Genomic DNA, 20,358 nt, shown 5'->3' with positions numbered 1-20,358 from the left:
TGAACTTAATGAATAGATTTAATAAAGCGCAATTATGAAAATTACATATTTGAAATATACAGTTTTTGCCTTATTCACAACACTTACTGCCATCAGTTGTAGCGATGTAGTGAATATGGATGAAGGATGGGATCCTGACATGGGAGCTAACGGAGCACCCGTTGTACGTAAAATCACAGCCTCATCAGATACGACCACAGCTATCAGCGTTGCTTCTCTTAATCAATCGATAGCCATTTTTGGTGACAACCTTGCACGGGTAACTGAAGTACGCATCAATGATATCAGCCTGGACCTTTCACAGGTATATGCCAAACGTCATCGTCTGGAATTAGTTGTTCCACGTGTATTGCCCGGCACAGTAACCAATACGCTGACTATCAAAACATCCTTAGGAGAAATAACAACACCTTTAACTGTCACACTGCCGGAATTGAAGATCAAAGGATTTTCGAATGATTTTGCAGCCGATGGTGATACCGTACAAGTATTGGGAAGTGATTTTGACTTATATAAGATTGATTCCATCAGTGCTACCGTTAAATTCAACAATCAGGATATCAGAATATTCAATTGCTCTCAAAACGGATTCAGCATTGAAGTTCCCGAAGGTACTTCTACAGAAGAAACATCTTATCTCTCAATTTCGACACCGGAACTGGATTCACCTGCAAAAATCCCATTCAGAGAAAAGGGAATTCCTATCCTGACTAATGATAGCAGAACCTGGATAAACGGATGGTGGGCTACAGGTATTGTGGAAGTTAAGGAAGATTCTGATCCGGCAGCTCCGCTATTTAAATGGTATGTGATGTTGAAAAAGTCATATTCAGGAGCTTGGCAATATGATAATATTATGATCACTCACTTCTGGCTGGATGATACGGCAGCAGACTTATTAGCTAATCCTGAAGACTACTACGTAAAAATGGAGATACTCAATCCGACAGAAGTACCATTGGCAAGATATATAAAAATAGGAAATTCGGATCTTGAAGGAGATGGTCTGATATATGACTGGGATCCGGCTTCTACCAACAACGGAGTTTCTCTGAATACAATGGGAAAATGGCAAACTGTTGCCTTAGAGGTGACGGATGTATTCCGCGGCAAAGACGGAAATAAAACAAGTTTAAAGATCGCCAAACAACCGTATGTTAATCAAGACGAGTTCAATAACCTGAAAATGGCTATGAACCGTGAGCTTGCAGGTGATATGGAGTTCTACTTCTGGAACTTGCGTTTCGTCAAGAAAATAACAGTAGAATAATATTCATAGACTCTCAAAGAGAAGTATACACTGGCAGATTATTTCCGCCAGTGTATACTCAAAGCAAAGACGATTATCAGCTTATATTTAAGACGCAGATAACGCGGACGACGCGTACCTTATACAATAAATCCGCGCTATCTGTATCTAAAGAATATATTACAAGGACTCTTTGAGTAGCAATGAAGAACCTGGTTAAAGAACTAAGTTTTTTAATATAAAAAGAGATAGAAATGGTAAATGTATTTAATCAGCGCCTCGAACAGGTTACTGAAGAATATGAAGCTCTAATGGAGCGTCCTAATGAACCGATATTACCGGGTAATGGAATTTTCGAGCGTTATAAATATCCTGTTTTAACCGCCGCACATACTCCTATTGAATGGAGATACGACTTATCTCCGAAAAGCAATCCATACTTTATGGAACGCTTTGGTATCAATGGAGTTTTCAATGCCGGTGCAATCAAATGGAACGGGAAGTATTTAATGGTAGCACGTGTAGAAGGTAACGACCGCAAATCGTTCTTTTCGGTAGCAGAAAGTCCGAATGGTATCGACCACTTCCGCTTCTGGAAATATCCGATCCGTTTACCTGAAACCATAGAGCCTGATGTGAACGTCTATGATATGCGTTTGACCAATCATGAAGACGGATGGATCTACGGTGTGTTCTGTACCGAGCGCAAAGACAAAAATGCTCCGAAAGGTGACTTGTCTTCTGCTGTTGCAGCTGCGGGAATTGCACGTACCAAGAATCTGGTTGATTGGGAGCGATTACCTGACTTAATCAGCAAAAGTCAGCAACGGAACGTAGTACTGCATCCGGAGTTTGTAAACGGAAAATATGCCTTTTACACCCGTCCGCAGGATAGCTTTATTGATGCTGGCAATGGTGGAGGAATCGGTTGGGCATTAGTAGATGATATCACTCATGCTAAAATGGATCAGGAAAACATTATCAATTTCCGTCACTACCACACCATTAAGGAACTTAAAAACGGTGAAGGACCTCATCCGATCAAAACATCGAGAGGATGGCTCCACCTGGCACATGGAGTACGTATGTGTGCAGCCGGACTGCGTTACGTTTTATATTTGTATGTGACCGATTTGGAACATCCGGATAAAGTAATTGCCGAACCTGCCGGTCATCTACTGGCTCCTATAGGAGAAGAACGAGTTGGCGACGTTTCTAATGTTCTTTTCTCTAATGGCTGGATTGCAGATGAAGACGGAACAGTTTACATCTATTACGCTTCCTGTGATACACGTATGCACGTAGCAGTTTCATCGATCGACCGTTTGTTGGATTACTGTTTCAACACTTCTCCGGATGGTCTTAGAAGTGCTACTTCTGTAGAAACCTTATGCCAGCTTATTGACAAAAACGAAGCCTATAACAAAAACAAATAATGAAAAAATCGATTGTATTAATTATGATATGTTCGGCATTTATGAACATAAGTTGTGACGGGACACAGGAAAGTAATAAAAAGCCTTCCGATCCTCAAGCAACGGAACGTGCCGTTTCTCTATACAACCGCCTGTTCCAACTAATGGATAAAGGTGTTATGATGGGACATCAGGATGATCTGGCTTACGGACATCAAAACTATAATCCCGGAGCCTCAGACGTGAAAGAAGTTACAGGCGATTATCCGGCTGTAACCGGATGGGAAATTGGGCATTTGGAACTGGGAGCAGACAGAAGTCTGGATTCTGTATACTTTGACAAAATGCGTGAAGGCATTATTGAAACGGATGCACGCGGTGGTATCAACACGATGAGTTGGCACGGTGACAACATTATCACAGGCGGTTCCACATGGGATTGCAAAGGTAATGACGTTGTTCATTCCGTTCTTCCGGGACAACCTAAACACGATGAATTCATCCAGTGGCTCGACCGACTGGCTGCATTCTTCAACACTCTGAAAGATAAAAATGGGGAATACATTCCAGTAGTTTTCCGCTTATATCATGAGCACAACAGTTCCTGGTTCTGGTGGGGAGCTGAACAGAGTACCCCCGAAGATTATATTGCCATGTGGCGTATGACAGTAGACCACTTCCGTAAAGCCGGCGTAAATCACCTTCTTTTTGCCTATTCTCCTTCCAGTTGTACGGATGAAGCAGCTTATTTAGAGCGTTATCCGGGAGATGAATACGTAGATATTGTCGGTTTCGACATTTATCAATTCGGTGATGATGAAGCAGCTATTCAAAACTACTGCCGAGACATGAAGCACAATATGGATATTGTGACAAAATATGCAGCAAAAGCGGGCAAAATCCCTACAGTATCCGAAACCGGATGGGAAGGAATCAAACAGGCTGATTATTTTACGAAAGTCATTGCTCCATTATTAGAACCGTATAAAATCTCATGGATATTATTCTGGCGCAATGCTTGGGAACCTGATAAACCGGGACACTTCTACTTGCCTTACAAAGGACATGAGTCGGCAGAAGATTTTAAAAAGATGGTTTCTCAACCACGTTTCTTGATGAATCAGGATATAAACAACTAGCCTTTAGGAATACGTTTCCTAGATATATATACCCAGCGTGGTGGATATATATGCCCACCACGCTGAATATATAGATACACGACGCTGAGCCTATATATCCAGTAAGCCAGACAAAAACAGGTTTCTGCCTGCACCAATGTAAGTTACGGAATACTTGCAAAAGACGAGTTAAACAACGAAATACTATTATGATGAAAAAGATTATATTCCTATTCACTCTTTTACTTTGCACTTACGGATCAATCCAAGCACAAAAGAGTATCACTGTCAAGTCACCGGATGGCAACATCCGCTTTACGGTGCAAGTCAATAAGAATGCACTCCCCTCTTATAGCGTATACTACAAAAACACCCAATTAGTAAAAGACGGAGCACTTGGTTTCGAATTTGATAACGGAACATTTGGAGAGAACGTAACTTTAGGACGAACCACCCAACGTTCCGGCATAGAGAAATATGATCTCATCGCTGGAAAAAGTTCTCATGTGGAAGATGCGTTTCAGGAAGCTGTCATTCCATTGAAAGAAACGAAAGCTCCTAACCGCCAAGTGAACGTAGTAGTTCGCGTATTCAACGATGGAGCAGCGTTCCGTTATGTATTTCCCAAACAGGATCAATGGGCATCTTATATCATGTATGACGAGCTGACCACTTTCGATTTAGCCAACAATCCGGATGTACTGACCATGTTCCTGAAATCATACACTACTTCTCACGAAGGATTCTATTCTCAAATGAAATATTCGGATATCCCCGCCAATCAGTTAATGGAGATGCCGACTTTATATCATTATGAGGATGTATATATGGCTATTACCGAAGCTGCTATCCGCAACTATGCCGGTATGTATCTGATGAATGAACAAGGTTCACTACGTGGAAAATTATCTCCATTACCCGGTCAGCAACAGATCAAAGTAAAGGCAGAACTTCCTCATCAGTCTCCATGGCGTGTCATGATGATCGGTAAGGAAGTAGGAGCACTCATTTCTTCTAATATACTGACCAATCTGAACGATCCATGCGCCATCAAAGACACTTCCTGGATTAAACCCGGAAAGACAACTTTCTCTTGGTGGAATGGAAACGTAGTTCCGGATAGTTTCTTCTTACCCGGAAATAACTTCTATACCAATCAATACTACATTGATTTCGTTGCACGTGCCGGACTGGACTTTCATTCTATCTACGGTTATGCAGAACAACCCTGGTATGAAGATGAAAACATGAGTTTTGAGTTTCCAAGCGAAACGGCCAATGTTATGAAACCTGTGAAATCACTGGATATGGATACTATCGCCAAGTACGCAGCAAGCAAAGGAGTAGGGCTACATATGTGGGTAAACTGGAAACCACTCTACAACAGACTGGAAGAGGCACTGACTCAATTTGAAAAATGGGGTGTCAGAGGTATGATGGTAGATTTCATGGATCGTGATGATCAGGAAATGATCTGTATTCAGGAAGATATATTGAAAAAAGCTGCCGAACACAAAATATTCGTTCAGTTCCATGGTTCCAGCAAACCTTCCGGTTTGAACCGCACCTATCCGAACGAATTTGCACGTGAAGGTACTCGCAATTATGAATGTTACAAATGGTCAAAGGACATGGGAGCGGATTTGGATATTGCCATTCCATTTACCCGTCTATTAGCGGGTGTTACAGATTATCACTTGGGAGGATTTCATGCTGTACCAAAAGATAAGTTCCGCATTCAATACACCAATCCTTTGGTGACTAGCACACGTTGCCATATGCTAGGTATGTATGTAGTATTGGAATGTTACTTGGGTATGGTCTGCGACTCACCAATGGCTTATGAAGGACAACCGGGATTTGAATTTATACAGAAAGTGCCTACTACTTGGGATGAGACAATAGTACCATCGGCCTCTGTAATGGAATACGTTACTGTAGCACGCAGACACGGAAGCGACTGGTATGTGGGAGCCATCAACAATAGCAAAGAACGTTCGGTTTCTTTCAAAACCGACTTCCTCAGCGATGGAAATTACATAGCCGAAATCTATAGCGATGCAAACGATACAGACAGCAACCCCAATAATCTGGTAAAACGGACTATGAAAATAGATAAGAAGAGCACTATTGAACTTCAACTGGCCAACAGTGGAGGTGCTGCTATTCATATTTACCCCGAAAAATAAAACAATAAAAAACAACCCATGAAAAATATTCAACTTACTCATATTCTAACAATGCTCTCATTACTGATGTTTATGGGATGCAGTTCAAGTACGAAAAGTGAATTCAATGTACTGGATTATGGAGCAAAAAGCGATGGTCAGACATTGACCACAGCACCTATCCAGTCGGCTATCGACGACTGTTCCAAAGCAGGCGGAGGAGTCGTTCTTCTCCCTAAAGGCGATTATCTGGTAGGCACTTTAAACCTACATTCCAACATCGAGTTCCGTTTTGAAACCGGTGCACGCCTGATTGCTACTACCGACTTAACCCAATATCAACGTCACAACACAGAACTTGCAGGAGTTTTTTACACAGAAAAAGCAGACAATGTATCCATCACAGGCAAAGGAACAATCTTTGGACAAGGAATGAAATTTATGTATCCGGACAGTGCCAAAGTTATTTCGGGCAGTGTATTGGACTATGTACGTCAGGGAAAGAATCTACGTAAAGTCAATAGTGGAATCGGTGACGGACCTTTATATCCCAAAGACCGTTTCCATCAGATGATTGTATTTAGCAACTGTACCAATGTAGAGTTGAGTGACTTTACTTGTATTGACTCACCTTACTGGTGTTTTGTCATCGTACATTGTGACCGCATCACCGTTCGCAACCTGAAAATAGACAATAACCTTGTCATTCCGAACAGTGACGGATTGGATATTATCTCATGCAGCAACGTCAATGTATCCGATTGTTATTTCTCTTGTGGAGACGATGCAATTGTATTGGCCGGTTATGATTGGCACTTCGGTGATCCGGGTTTCCAACGTATCACACGTCCCTCTAAAAACATCAACATCTCCAATTGTATCTTACGTTCCAGATCAAGCGCGATTCGTATCGGAGGTTGGGACCAGAACGTAATGTCCAATTACAATTTCAGTAATATTACCATTTTCGATTCCAACTGTGGTATCAATATTAATATCCGCGATTATGCAGGTATTGAGAACATCAACTTTACCAACCTGAACATTGAAACCCGTTTGCATACAGGTGACTGGTGGGGTAATGGAGAACCTATCAAAATCTCAGCCATCCGCGGACGTGATACGATTCCCGGAGCGATCCGCAACGTTCATTTCAGCAATATAACCTGTAACTCGGAAAACTCCGTTTATATCTATGCAGCTCCGGAATGTACGGTAGAGAACATTGACTTTACTAATTTCGATTTCCAGTTGAAACAAAGTCAACTGGACCAGATTGGTGGAGGTAATATCGACTTACGACCGACAAGTGTCCCTGAGAAAGAGTTCTACGCTTCCAATACTCCGATCTTCTACGTAGAGAATGCAAAGAACATCCGCCTCAGCAACGGTACCATGTCATGGGGAGATAATATCACGCAACCTTATTTCACCGCACCGGTGGAAGCAATTGATGTGAATACCCTTTCCATCGACCGCGTTACGGCCTCTCCTTCTCCGGCTAATCCTTCCGCTCCATTAGTGATAGCAAAAGGATGTACCAACCTAGAGAATCATATCAACAAGTAATAAAATATAATGAAAAAAGTTATAAGCCTCATCTGTTTATTTTTCATCATCTGCTCCTGCCACAGCGATCAGCCTTTTGTATCTGTTAAGGACGGCAATTTCTACATCGGAGATAAACCTTACAGTTACGTCGGAACAAACTTCTGGTATGGCGCAATATTGGGTTCGCAAGGAGAAGGCGGCGACAGAGAGCGCCTGATACGCGAACTGGATTTCATGAAAGAGAATGGTATCAACAACCTCCGTATACTAGTAGGCGGTGACGGAGCAGATGGTATCCCCTCACGCATTCAACCCACCTTACAGAAAGAGCCGGGAGTTTATAATGACGAAATACTCGACGGTCTGGATTTTCTTCTGAAAGAGATGGCGAAACGACAAATGTATGCCGTACTTTATTTAAATAACTCATGGGAATGGTCCGGAGGTTATTCTCAATACCTGGAATGGGCAGACGCAGGAAAAGCCCCTATCCCTTCTATCGATGGATGGAATACTTTCACCACTTATGTACAACAATATGCTCAAAATAAGAAAGCACAAGCCTTGTTTTCAAGCTATGTAAATGATATACTGACACGTACCAACCGTTATACAGGACATAAATATACGGACGATCCCACTATTATGTCCTGGCAGATCGGTAACGAGCCCCGGGCTTTCAGCGATGCCAACAAGGAAGCATTTGCCAAATGGATGTCAGATATTGCCGCACAAATCAAATCATTGGACAAAAATCACCTGGTATCTACCGGCAGTGAAGGAAAAGCCGGATGTGAAGGAGATTTGAATTTATATGAAACGATTCATTCGGACCCTAACATAGACTACATGACTATTCATATCTGGCCCAAAAACTGGGGATGGGTGAACGAAGAGACTCTCGAAACAAATTTACAGACAGCAATCACAAATACGAAAGCATATATCGACGAGCATACTACCATCGCCCAAAAATACAATAAGCCGATTGTACTGGAAGAGTTCGGATTTCCTCGTGACGGATTAAGTTTCGTACCGGGTAGTCCTACAAAGAGTCGTGACGGTTATTATAAAGCAGTATTCGCCTACATCCACGAGAATATGGAAAACAACGGGCGCTTTGCCGGATGTAACTTCTGGAGTTGGGGAGGTTTTGCTAAACCTGTAGCAGAACATGTATTCTGGAAATCCGGTGATGACTATACAGGAGATCCGGCACAAGAAGAACAAGGGCTTAACTCTGTCTTCTCCCAAGACGAATCGACGATAAAAATCATTAAGAAGTACACCCAATTATTGAAAAAATAAAATAGCCGGGGTAACCATAGCAGAGTGGTATAGAAAACAGGAGCCTTCGAAACTGTTTTTATACCACTCTGCTGCATTTTCCCCTATATTTTTGTTGTGAAGCTAAAATTAAAATCTTATTTTTAGGCATTAAATAAAATAGCAAACTATGACAACACCTAAAAACACTGTATTACATGAAATCACACCTCTCTCCGAGAGTGATTGCCTTTATGTGATAGAGAGAAAGAAAGCGGATTTTAATTATCCGATTCACACACATAAGGAGTTTGAAATTAACTATATAGAGAATGCAAAAGGAGCAGAAAGAGTTGTTGGTGATTCGATCGAAGAAATCGGAGATTATGAGCTCGTAATGATCTCCAATGAAAATCTGGAACATGGATGGCGTAACCATCATTTGGTTCCGGGTAACATCCGCGAAGTAACCATTCAATTTTCCGGTGACTGGTTATCTGACAAGTTATTGGGTAAAGACCAGTTTTCCAGTATTAACAATATGCTCAAAAACGGGAATAAAGGATTATGTTTCTCTTTATCTTCCATACTGAAGATACGTTCGTTAATCAATTCCCTGACATGCGAGGAGAAAGGGTTCTATTCAGTAATCACTTTCCTTTCGCTACTCTACGAAATGTCTTTAGCTACAGATACCCGCACACTGTCCAGTTCCTGCTTTGCCAATGCAGACACCAATGTACTAAGCCGGCGTATTCGATTGGTAGACGACTACATAAAGAAAAACTATATGCGCGATCTTACTCTCCGCGAAGTAGCCGAACTAGCCAATATGAGTGAAGGAGCTTTCAGTCGGTTCTTCAGTCAGCATACAGGAAGAAGTTTTACAGAATATCTGATTGACATACGAATCGGTATGGTTACCCGTATGTTGATCGACTCCAACAAGACAGTAGCAGAAATTTGCTTTGAATGCGGTTATAATAACATATCAAACTTCAATCGTATTTTCAAAAAGAAGAAAGGTAGGACACCTCACGAATTCCGGGAGATGTATTGCAAAAAAAAGACAATTGTCTGACAAACAAATAGCTTTATTGTCGTAAATCACAGTAACATAAACAGATCAGGGACCGCAAATTGAAGCCATCGCTTTGGATTTTGAGTCCCTGAACGATGAATATTAAAGATTATCACGTATCTTTGCTTCCTCAATCATAAATACGAGATATGGCTATTACAATTAAGAAAGTTTCAACGAAGAGAGAATTGAAAAAATTCATTCGTTTCAATTACAAACTTTACAAAGAAAACCCTTATTCTGTGCCCGACCTTTACGACGATATGCTCAACACATTCAACAAAAAGAAAAATGCAGCATTCGAATTTTGTGAAGCAGATTATTTCCTGGCGTACAGAGATAATGAAATTGTGGGGCGCGTAGCCGCTATTATCAATAATCGCGCCAACGAAAAATGGGGATGCAAGAATGTCCGTTTCGGGTGGATCGACTTCCTCGATGATCTTGAAATTTCATCCGCATTGATCAAAACCGTAGAAGAATGGGGAAAAGAACGGGGAATGACACATATCGTAGGTCCGCTGGGATTCACCGACTTCGATGCAGAAGGAATGCTTATTGAAGGTTTTGACCAGCTTAGCACCATGGCTACTATCTATAACCACCCCTATTATCCGGAACACATGGAAAAATTGGGATTCGGCAAGGATGCTGACTGGGTAGAGTATAAAATATACATCCCCGATGCTATTCCTGAAAAGCACAAACGAATCTCCGACCTGATCCAACGTAAATATAATCTCAAAATCAAGAAATATACCTCTTCACGAAAGATAGCCAAAGAGTATGGACAGCAAATCTTCGAACTGATGAACGAAGCTTACAGTCCGCTTTACGGATATTCACCGTTGTCGCAACGGCAAATCAATCAGTACGTGAAAATGTACCTGCCTATCGTAGACTTACGAATGGTTACGCTGATCACCGATGCCGACGACCAATTAGTTTGTGTAGGTATCTCAATGCCTTCTCTATCCGAAGCTTTGCAGAAATCACATGGACGCCTGTTGCCTCTCGGATGGTTCTATCTTTTGAAGGCATTATTCATGAAACGTCGTGCTAAAATGCTCGATCTGCTACTTGTTGCAGTAAAACCTGAATATCAGAATAAAGGTGTTAATGCTTTGTTATTTTCCGATTTAATTCCGGTTTATCAAAAATTAGGTTTTATCTTTGCGGAAAGCAACCCCGAACTGGAAATGAACGGAAAAGTTCAGGCACAGTGGGATTACTTTGAAACTAAGCAACATAAGCGCCGCCGCGCATTCATCAAGGAAATTAATAATTGAGAATGAAGAATGAAGAATTAGGCTGCGCTTTTATGCCGTATGGCAATTCTTCATTCTTCATTCCCCATTTTTCATTTAAACATTATGGAAGAGAACGAATTGATATCTGTAGACAATAACAATGCAACAGTAGAGTACACAGACGACAATATCCGACACTTAAGCGACATGGAACACGTGCGTACACGCCCCGGTATGTATATCGGTAGGCTGGGCGATGGTGCACATGCCGAAGACGGAATCTATGTCCTTCTGAAAGAGGTAATTGACAACAGTATTGACGAGTTCAAAATGCAAGCAGGAAAGAAGATCGAAATTACTGTTGAAGAGAATCTCCGTCTCAGTGTTCGTGACTATGGTCGTGGCATTCCGCAAGGAAAACTGATAGAAGCTGTCAGTATGTTGAACACAGGCGGTAAATATGATAGTAAAGCATTTAAAAAAAGTGTCGGACTAAATGGTGTCGGAGTGAAAGCTGTCAATGCACTGAGTTCGCAGTTCGAAGTACGAAGCTATCGAGACGGTAAAGTACGTATCGCTACTTTCTCCAAAGGAGAACTACTGACAGACAAGACAACAGATACGGAAGAGGAAAACGGAACCTATATTTTCTTTGAACCGGACAACACTTTGTTCGTGAATTATTGTTTCAAACCAGAGTTTATTGAAACAATGTTGCGCAACTACACGTATCTCAATACCGGGCTTGCCATTATCTATAACGGTCATCGCATCTTATCACGCAATGGTCTGGTAGATTTATTGAATGATAACATGACAGCTACGGGACTCTATCCTATCATCCATTTGAAAGGAGAAGATATAGAAATCGCCTTCACGCATACCGGACAGTATGGAGAAGAATATTATTCATTTGTTAATGGACAACATACCACTCAAGGAGGCACACACCAGAGTGCTTTCAAAGAACACATTGCCCGCACGATTAAGGAGTTTTATAATAAGAACTTAGACTATACGGACATACGTAACGGTTTGGTAGCCGCTATTGCCGTAAATGTGGAAGAACCTATTTTCGAAAGTCAGACTAAGACCAAGTTAGGCTCTACTAATATGGCACCCGGTGGTATAACAGTCAATAAATATATAGGTGATTTTATTAAGCAGGAAGTAGACAACTATCTGCATAAAAATTCGGATATTGCGGACGTCATGTACCAAAAAATCCAAGAGTCGGAGAAGGAACGTAAAGCCATTGCAGGAGTAACGAAGTTAGCACGCGAACGTGCCAAAAAAGCCAATCTGCATAATCGCAAATTACGTGACTGCCGTATCCACCTGAATGACCCGAAAGGCAAAGGCTTGGAAGAGGACTCTTGCATCTTTATCACCGAGGGAGACTCAGCAAGTGGTTCCATCACGAAAAGTCGTGATGTCAATACCCAGGCAGTATTCAGCCTCCGTGGTAAACCATTAAATTCCTTCGGGCTAACTAAAAAGGTAGTTTACGAAAACGAGGAATTCAACCTGCTTCAGGCAGCTTTAAATATTGAAGAAGGAATAGAAGGATTACGCTACAACAAAGTGATTGTGGCAACCGATGCCGATGTGGACGGTATGCACATTCGCCTTTTGCTGATTACCTTCTTCCTGCAATTCTTCCCCGATCTCATCAAGAAGGGGCACGTATACATTTTGCAAACACCGCTTTTCCGCGTACGTAATAAAAAGAAAACAATTTATTGCTACAGTGAAGAAGAACGTATCAATGCTATCAATGAACTTAGTCCCAATCCGGAAATCACCCGATTTAAAGGACTGGGAGAGATTTCACCGGACGAGTTCAAGCATTTTATTGGCAAAGATATGCGTTTGGAACAAGTAACATTACGCAAGACAGATGCTGTAAAAGAGTTGCTTGAATTCTATATGGGTAAAAATACAATGGAACGGCAGAACTTTATTATAGACAACTTAGTTATAGAAGAAGACTTGGCATCATGAGAAAAGCAATATTCCCGGGTACTTTCGACCCTTTCACCATCGGACATTATTCGGTAGTAGAACGTGCACTTACCTTTATGGACGAGATTGTGATAGGAATTGGTATCAACGAAAACAAAAATACGTATTTTCCTATCGAGAAAAGAGAGGAGATGATCCGGGAACTATATAAAGATAATCCACATATCAAGGTTATGTCATACAATTGTCTGACTATTGACTTTGCCCAGCAAGTAGACGCGAAATTTATTATCCGCGGCATCCGTACAGTGAAAGATTTTGAGTACGAAGAAACCATCGCAGATATTAACCGTAAACTGGCAGGCATCGAAACAATTCTACTCTTCACAGAACCGGAATTGACATGTGTCAGCTCAACGATCGTACGCGAATTGCTAACTTACAACAAAGATATCAGTCAGTTCATCCCTAAAGGAATGAAAATGAATGATTAACACCTCCTGACAGAGATTCATAAACTAGAAGAGAAAGGATGATAATGAAAAAACTAAGTATATTATTGGCTTGTCTGTGGACAATCACTACACAAGCCCAGAACTTCGGTTCGCCTGCTTTGCAGAAACTTCAAATGGCAGAAATGGCTATTTCCAGGTTTTATGTGGACGAAGTAGATGAGGACAAGATGGTAGAGGAAGCTATCATCAAGATGCTGGCTCAACTCGACCCGCATTCTACCTACTCGAATGCAGAAGAAGTGAAAAAGATGAACGAACCTCTTCAAGGTAACTTTGAAGGTATCGGTGTACAATTTCAGATGGTGGAGGATACGCTGTTAGTAATACAACCTGTCAGCAACGGACCTTCGGAAAAGGTGGGTATCCTTGCAGGGGACCGTATTGTAGCAGTTAATGACAGTACCATTGCGGGAGTAAAGATGAGTACGGAAGATATTATGAAACGACTTCGTGGTCCGAAAGATTCGAAGGTTAATCTGACGGTTATTCGTCGTGGTGTAAAAGATCCGTTAGTATTCACTGTAAAAAGAGATAAGATTCCTATTTACAGTCTCGACGCTTCATATATGATTCAACCAGGTACAGGATATATCCGTATCAACCGGTTTGGAGCTACCACAGCAGAAGAATTCAAGAAAGCAATGAAGGAGCTACAGAAACAAGGAATGAAAGACCTCATCCTCGACTTGCAAGGAAACGGAGGAGGCTACCTGAGCGCGGCTCAAGATCTTGCCAATGAGTTTCTGGATCAGAACGAACTGATTGTTTACACCGAAGGAAGAACTGTTCCTCGCGATGAAACCCTTGCCAATGGAAAGGGAGAGTTTCGTAACGGTCGTCTGGTCGTGTTGGTAGATGAATATACAGCCTCAGCCAGCGAAATTGTAAGTGGTGCTATTCAAGATTGGGACAGAGGAGTGATTGTAGGACGCCGTTCTTTCGGAAAAGGGTTGGTGCAACGCCCGGTTCCCTTACAGGACGGTTCGATGATTCGTCTGACTGTGGCTCGATACTATACTCCTACCGGCCGTTCCATCCAGAAGCCTTACAACAGTGAAACTGATTACAACAAAGATCTGATCGACCGTTTTAATCATGGCGAATTGATGAATGCCGACAGCATCCATTTTCCCGACTCTTTGAAAGTACAGACAAAGAAACTGAAACGCACCGTTTACGGCGGAGGCGGTATCATGCCCGACTATTTTGTACCAATCGACACTACTCTTTTTACGGATTACCACCGGAACCTGGTAGCTAAAGGCATCGTTTCAAAATTCACGATGAAGTATATCGAGAACCACCGGAAAGAATTGACCGGCGAATATAAGAATTTTGAAGACTTCAATAAGAAGTTCAATATCAGTAATGATATGTTATCCGCCTTGCGTGAGATGGGTGATAAAGAAGAAGTGAAGTTCAACGAAGAACAATACCAGAAATCGCTACCGCTTATCAAAACGCAGTTAAAGGCACTTATTGCCCGCGATCTCTGGGATATAAATGAGTACTTCCGGGTAATGAATACTACCAATGAAAGCGTTCAAAAGGCACTGGAAATATTGAATAGCGGTGAATATAAGGCGAAGTTGAAATAATTCTTATTAGATTTAGAAAAGAATCTGTTTGCTGTGGCAAGGAAAGCCTTTTATTCAGGCTGACAGATAATATTTATCCGGATTACAACTATGTTGCAGTAAAGTTATCGGCAACATAGTTGTAGTATCAGGAATTATTTAATAGAAATCATTCCTATCAAACATACCATATCCTCCCCAAAAACTCTCTCCAACAGAATCTTTATTTCAAACACAGCTTTCCTTTTCTGATTTATTTTCATACATTTACAGTCATCCAACGGTAAAGCATAAAATTATGGAAAAAATAATGTTATGTAATCTGCTATGTCATGTCCTGATTATGGGATGTACGAATCAAAACAAGCAGACAAAGATAATCGGCACAGCCGACAATGTGACCAACATTGTTGTCACAGATTCCACTATTCAACCATACGACATAGACGCTCCGCTCTCCTTATCCGAGATAGAAGATTATGAAAACCGGATAACTCTGCAACGTCTCTCTAATGTTGCAGTTACTCACCCTGACGTTTATAAAATAAAGACACAAAAGCCTGTTTATTCTCCTCAAACCAAACAAATTCAACTTGATGTGATAAATGTCAATGCTCCTACAGCCGAACCGGAATACCATTGGATGGAAGAATGGAAAGATGGGAAATGGGTTACTTTCCCGTTCATAGACAATTTAGCATTTGCAGGAGTGGGAAGGGACCTATCTAAAGGTGATACATTACCGGAATACATCCATATGTCGGAATTCAAGAACCCGTTGAAACCTAATAAATACAAAATACATTTCTATGTATTTGAGAATATTCATACCTATTGTAATTTAACCGACCGCAGTATTCAGCCTGTGGAAGGTAGTGAAACGAATGGTGCTTTCGATTTCCGCGTATTGAAATCAGACAATGATTCTATTCATGTTATATTCGAGAATCACACCAACTTATCTGTACAGCCAGTATTTCTGCCCAGCGTAGGGACAGATGAATTATATAGCGTACATCCTTTGGCACGTTCGGGCTGGGTAGGAGAAGCTGACTGGATGAAAAAACATGCTTTGCTACAAGGGGGTGAAGCAATTCTATTCAGTATTCCGGTATCATGGGATGTCAATCGCCTGAGTGATCCTAATGAAAAAGAAAGATTCAAATCAGGTAAACTGTTTCCCGGCAAATACAAAATTGGGTTACAACTGGAAGTTTATTTGACTACGGAGTTTGAAGTAAAATAGAACGATTCCCTATTCATCATTACAGAATTTTGTAGGAGAACATCCCTTCATCCTTTTGAAGGTTCTGTTGAAATATGGGATATTGGTAAACCCCACATGGTAGCAGATCTCCGAGACAGACATGTTTTTCTGTTTCAACAATTGACAAGCCAGTTCTATCCTATACTCATTCAAGTACGTCACAAAAGTCTTTCCCGTAGCCTGTTTAAAGAATACACAAAAGGCAGACCGGTTCATTCCCACATAACGCACCACATCGTCAAGGGATATATTACGGGTAGCATTACAGATTACATAGGTATGTACCATATTCAACCGTTCTCGTTTTTTATCAATCATATTATATGCACCTACAATATGTGCCTTATCCGTTATTGATATGATTGAAAGCAACCTGATCATTGACGAAAGACGTCCCACATCATTTTGGCCACACATCACTTTCATAACCGAAGCTATGAAACCGGCATTCCGTTTATCAAATTTCACAGCACCACGAATATCCTTCAACTGTTCTATATATCTACGAAGTTCCGGAAACACAGACGAGCAGTTATCAAGAAATTCATTGGTAAAAGTAATTGTAATATTGGATATTTGCCCATTGGAGTCAGTATCGTTATTATTAAAAATCCAGCAATGCGGAATCTCGGGAGGTATCAGCACCACTTCTCCACATTGAAACGGCTCCGTCATATCTCCTATAAGTCTCATTCCCGATCCGGTAACAATATACGAAAGTTCCCACAGGGGCTGTCGGTGTAACCCTATTTGCTCGCTCGGGGCAAGACTGACATTATTAAAAGAAAAAGAGTGTTCTTTGAACGATATCATTGTACTATTCTTGCAAAAATACCATATAAATGTCTTAAAATCACGATTCATGCAAATATAAGACAATCATTATGAAAAATGAAGCAAATGGAAGATTTTATAAAGTACTAACTTTGTGCTAAGATTACGAATTCATATTCGACTCAGACTCACGCAGTCATTATGTCGGAGGATTTGACTATTGTAAAACACAGTCAGGAGATGGGATCTTACAGAAAAAGGATTTTTCGTTCTATGCAATCATAGGTAATATCAATTAGCAACATAAGACTATAATATTAATTCAACCAAATAGAAACATTATGAAAAAGTTATTTGAATTGTGCGGCAAACCATTAACCACATTTGTTTGTGTGGCTATGGCAATTGCCATGTTTGCAACTCCCGAAATGGTTTTGGCAAAGAAAAAGAAAACAATCGGTATTCAACTCTACTCGGTAATGGATGCCATGAAAAAAGACCCCAAAGCATCCGTTGAAAGACTTGGTGATATGGGTTACAATTCATTTGAGTTGGTACAGTGGGGTGGAGACCCAAAGGTTTTCGGTCTTCCTGCCAATGAGTTCAAAGCCCTCTGTGATAAAAACGGAGCTAAAATCACCTCTACACATTCCGGCATCCAAGAAGACCCTGCCAAAGAAGACGAGATTATGGCACGCTGGCGTCAGCTCTTTGAAACTCAGAAAGCATGTGGCGGCAAGTATTTTGTTATTCCGAGTTATGGTGTGGACTACACTGTAAAGGATGTACAACGTATGTGCGACTACTTCAACCGCGTTGGCAAAATTGCCGCAGAGTACGGATTGAAAATTGGATACCACAACCATTCCGACGAGTTCAAGAAGTTAAAAGATAGCGATAAGGTGATGTGGGAATATCTTGTTGAGAATACAGATCCTAAATATGTATGCCTTGAATTGGATGTTTATTGGTGTACAAAAGGAGGTAAGTCTCCTGTAGAGTATTTGAAAAAATATCCTAAACGTATAGAACTGTTGCACATTAAGGATGATTTCGTTATCGGCGAAAGCGGAACAATAGACTTTGAGGGTATCTTCACACAGTTCTATAAAAATGGCATGAAAAACTATTTTGTTGAGATTGAAACTCCACAGTATATACGCGATAAGAAGAATGCTGATGGTAGCAAATATACCCAAGAGCAGGTTATGAATGAAGTATTTGAGGCTGCACAGAAGAGTATAGAGTATTTGAATAATGCTAAGTTCGTGAAAAAATAAGAATACTCTCTTATAAGGGCTTATTGAAGCGAACAATTCTTGTAAGGAAGACAGATACTTAATAAATTCAGGAGTCCTACTCCTAGAGATAAAACGACCAAAGTATCTGTCACCTGTCACTAAATAGGCTTTATATTCCTTACACACAGCCCATTACCTGTGTGTAAGATACCGTTGCAGATGTGTTGCAGATAGTTTTGCTGTCACACATCTGTAACGGTAATAAACAACTGATATACAAGAATATCCATATCATTTTCCTCCTTTTTCATCCGCTAACAGATATATGTAAGGCAACAGAAAAAGCTAGAATCTCTTCTTATATATCACCATTTTCTACAAAAATTCTTTTTCATACTGAACTACTCCCGCAAAATCACCTGTTTCTCAAGCAGTTGGCATTATGCCTAATCATCAGATAAGAATAGAACCCAAAAGGCACAACGTGCCAACTAAGGCGTAATAGTAACCAAATGAAATAGAAATACTTTGTTTTTCTCCTTTATATATTGTATTTTTGATACCGTTATTATTTATACGTCACAATTGTGACGAGAGATTATCACATTCGTAATAAGATATTATCATATACATGAAGAGAAATCGTCACGAACGTAACTAATAAATGATAAAGGAAACATCCAGACAGACGCATTAAATAAATTATCATTTCTAATGTGTTTTTTATTAGTATTATTATATTGATTATTAACCGTTTATATATTACTTATATCGTTTATTTCCCTTATATTTATAAAGTAATATCAAAAGTATCTGACATGAGAATAGGCATAATTGACATTTGTAAACAAATAGAGGATCCTAGAATGGACCGTAAAAAGGTGCATAAAATGGAAACTATTATATATATTGCTGCTGTACTATGTGGTACCCAGTCTTGGAATGAAATAGAAGAATTCGGAAATGCGAAATTCGTTTTTTTTTAAAGTAGAATTCCTAATTTAGAAATTATCCTGAGCTATGATACCTTTAACCGATTCTTCAGCATTATACAACCAGAATATCTTGAACTGATTTTCCGTAATTGGGTGAAACAGGTCTGCAAGGAGAGTAAGGGTGTCGTAGCCATCGATGGTAAACTTATGTGTGGTCCAAGCAAATGCTATGGTAAACATTAAAGACTTGATAACTTATATATAAACGCTTGACAACAAAGAAACAATGGCTATACAATTTGAACTTTATAAAGTCCCCAGTCCTAAAGATAAGGAAGACAAGGAACTATATCACGCACGAGTGGTCAATTTTCAACACATCAGTACGAATCAGCTGGCTAGAGAGATTCAAATGGCAACTTCATTGACCGAAGGAGATGTGAAAGCCGTATTGGAATCTCTTAGCCATTTTATGGGTTCAAGGCTACAAGAAGGTGAACGGGTACATTTGGAAGGGATCGGGTATTTCCAGATAAAGCTGAATAGTAAAGAACCGATCACTTCACCTAAACAGAAGGCTAATCAAATGAAGCTCAAAGCGAACGTCAGCTTTACAGCCGATAAGAAACTCAAAAATTCAATCAGTATCGTTAAAGTAGCACGCTCCAAAGTGAAAATACACTCTTTATCACATTCCGAAACAGAAATAGATCGACTATTGACGAATTACTTTAAACATAATCAGATATTGACTCGCCGAGATCTCCAACAGGTTTGTACGTTTACACAAACTACCGCAATCCGACACCTCAAACGATTAAAAGAAGAAAAGAAGTTGCAGAATATCAATACTTATCATCAACCGATCTATGTACCCATGCCGGGCTACTATGGCAAGCCGAAACAATAACAGGTAAAGAAAAAGCTGAAAATCCCCGAGGATTATAGAAGATAAAAAAAGAGAGTATAGAATAAAAAAAGAGGAT

At 40.4% G+C, this 20,358-nt stretch carries 17 protein-coding genes; 15 read left to right on the top strand and 2 right to left on the bottom strand.

The features are described 5' to 3' along the window. Nucleotides 1-34 precede the first annotated feature (34 nt). From EJF25_RS01770 to EJF25_RS01715, 12 genes are all read left to right on the top strand, one after another. Nucleotides 35-1,270 (top strand): glycan-binding surface protein, encoded by a 1,236-nt coding sequence (locus EJF25_RS01770; protein ID WP_125039763.1) that lies wholly within the window; start codon nucleotides 35-37, stop codon nucleotides 1,268-1,270. Nucleotides 1,271-1,503: 233 nt separating this feature from the next. Next, a complete protein-coding gene (locus EJF25_RS01765) occupies nucleotides 1,504-2,685 on the top strand; it encodes a glycoside hydrolase family 130 protein (protein ID WP_125039762.1) in 1,182 nt (393 codons plus the stop codon). 41 nt (nucleotides 2,686-2,726) lie between these two features. After that, the gene (locus EJF25_RS01760) at nucleotides 2,727-3,803 is read left to right on the top strand and encodes a glycoside hydrolase family 26 protein (protein WP_235016675.1); all 1,077 of its coding nucleotides are present in this window, start codon (nucleotides 2,727-2,729) and stop codon (nucleotides 3,801-3,803) included. A 188-nt stretch (nucleotides 3,804-3,991) separates the two neighbouring features. After that, nucleotides 3,992-5,971 carry a glycoside hydrolase family 97 protein gene (locus tag EJF25_RS01755; RefSeq protein WP_125039760.1) on the top strand — a complete coding sequence of 660 codons (1,980 nt, stop codon included), beginning with the start codon at nucleotides 3,992-3,994 and terminating at the stop codon, nucleotides 5,969-5,971. Nucleotides 5,972-5,989: 18 nt separating this feature from the next. Continuing rightward, entirely contained in the window at nucleotides 5,990-7,519 is a 1,530-nt protein-coding gene (locus EJF25_RS01750) for a glycoside hydrolase family 28 protein (RefSeq protein WP_235016674.1), read from the top strand. A 6-nt stretch (nucleotides 7,520-7,525) separates the two neighbouring features. Next, the gene (locus tag EJF25_RS01745; protein ID WP_370685685.1) at nucleotides 7,526-8,809 is read left to right on the top strand and encodes a glycoside hydrolase 5 family protein; all 1,284 of its coding nucleotides are present in this window, start codon (nucleotides 7,526-7,528) and stop codon (nucleotides 8,807-8,809) included. Between the two features lie 148 nt (nucleotides 8,810-8,957). After that, nucleotides 8,958-9,848 carry an AraC family transcriptional regulator gene (locus EJF25_RS01740; protein ID WP_125039758.1) on the top strand — a complete coding sequence of 297 codons (891 nt, stop codon included), beginning with the start codon at nucleotides 8,958-8,960 and terminating at the stop codon, nucleotides 9,846-9,848. Nucleotides 9,849-9,997: 149 nt separating this feature from the next. Next, nucleotides 9,998-11,137 carry an N-acetyltransferase gene (locus EJF25_RS01735; protein WP_125039757.1) on the top strand — a complete coding sequence of 380 codons (1,140 nt, stop codon included), beginning with the start codon at nucleotides 9,998-10,000 and terminating at the stop codon, nucleotides 11,135-11,137. Nucleotides 11,138-11,221: 84 nt separating this feature from the next. Further along, on the top strand, nucleotides 11,222-13,102 hold the full coding sequence (locus tag EJF25_RS01730) for a DNA topoisomerase IV subunit B (RefSeq protein ID WP_125039756.1): 1,881 nt from the start codon (nucleotides 11,222-11,224) through the stop codon (nucleotides 13,100-13,102). Further along, the gene (coaD, locus tag EJF25_RS01725; protein ID WP_125039755.1) at nucleotides 13,099-13,557 is read left to right on the top strand and encodes a pantetheine-phosphate adenylyltransferase; all 459 of its coding nucleotides are present in this window, start codon (nucleotides 13,099-13,101) and stop codon (nucleotides 13,555-13,557) included. Before EJF25_RS01730 ends, coaD begins: the two co-directional genes overlap by 4 nt. A gap of 44 nt (nucleotides 13,558-13,601) precedes the next feature. Beyond that, a complete protein-coding gene (locus EJF25_RS01720) occupies nucleotides 13,602-15,176 on the top strand; it encodes a S41 family peptidase (RefSeq protein ID WP_370685679.1) in 1,575 nt (524 codons plus the stop codon). Between the two features lie 277 nt (nucleotides 15,177-15,453). Beyond that, a complete protein-coding gene (locus tag EJF25_RS01715) occupies nucleotides 15,454-16,401 on the top strand; it encodes an immunoglobulin-like domain-containing protein (RefSeq protein WP_235016673.1) in 948 nt (315 codons plus the stop codon). 9 nt (nucleotides 16,402-16,410) lie between these two features. On the opposite strand, the gene EJF25_RS01710 is transcribed toward EJF25_RS01715, so the two are convergent. After that, nucleotides 16,411-17,235 carry an AraC family transcriptional regulator gene (locus EJF25_RS01710; RefSeq protein WP_125039753.1) on the bottom strand — a complete coding sequence of 275 codons (825 nt, stop codon included), beginning with the start codon at nucleotides 17,233-17,235 and terminating at the stop codon, nucleotides 16,411-16,413. A gap of 302 nt (nucleotides 17,236-17,537) precedes the next feature. Here EJF25_RS01710 and EJF25_RS01705 point away from each other — a divergent pair, with 302 nt between their 5' ends. Together EJF25_RS01705 and EJF25_RS26465 are read left to right on the top strand one after the other, a co-directional pair. Continuing rightward, entirely contained in the window at nucleotides 17,538-18,476 is a 939-nt protein-coding gene (locus tag EJF25_RS01705) for a sugar phosphate isomerase/epimerase family protein (RefSeq protein WP_125039752.1), read from the top strand. Nucleotides 18,477-19,255: 779 nt separating this feature from the next. Further along, nucleotides 19,256-19,423 (top strand): transposase family protein, encoded by a 168-nt coding sequence (locus EJF25_RS26465; RefSeq protein WP_262707184.1) that lies wholly within the window; start codon nucleotides 19,256-19,258, stop codon nucleotides 19,421-19,423. A gap of 15 nt (nucleotides 19,424-19,438) precedes the next feature. On the opposite strand, the gene EJF25_RS26460 is transcribed toward EJF25_RS26465, so the two are convergent. After that, complete coding sequence (locus EJF25_RS26460; RefSeq protein WP_235016672.1) at nucleotides 19,439-19,612, bottom strand: hypothetical protein; 174 nt, start codon at nucleotides 19,610-19,612, stop codon at nucleotides 19,439-19,441. A gap of 46 nt (nucleotides 19,613-19,658) precedes the next feature. Between EJF25_RS26460 and EJF25_RS01695 the strand changes: the two genes are divergently transcribed. After that, nucleotides 19,659-20,282 carry an HU family DNA-binding protein gene (locus tag EJF25_RS01695; protein WP_125039751.1) on the top strand — a complete coding sequence of 208 codons (624 nt, stop codon included), beginning with the start codon at nucleotides 19,659-19,661 and terminating at the stop codon, nucleotides 20,280-20,282. Nucleotides 20,283-20,358 lie beyond the last annotated feature (76 nt).

This window comes from Bacteroides faecalis, assembly GCF_003865075.1.
Taxonomy (GTDB): domain Bacteria; phylum Bacteroidota; class Bacteroidia; order Bacteroidales; family Bacteroidaceae; genus Bacteroides; species Bacteroides faecalis.
The sequence above is the reverse complement of the archived record's forward strand: the minus strand, read 5'-3'. Positions and strand labels throughout refer to the sequence as shown.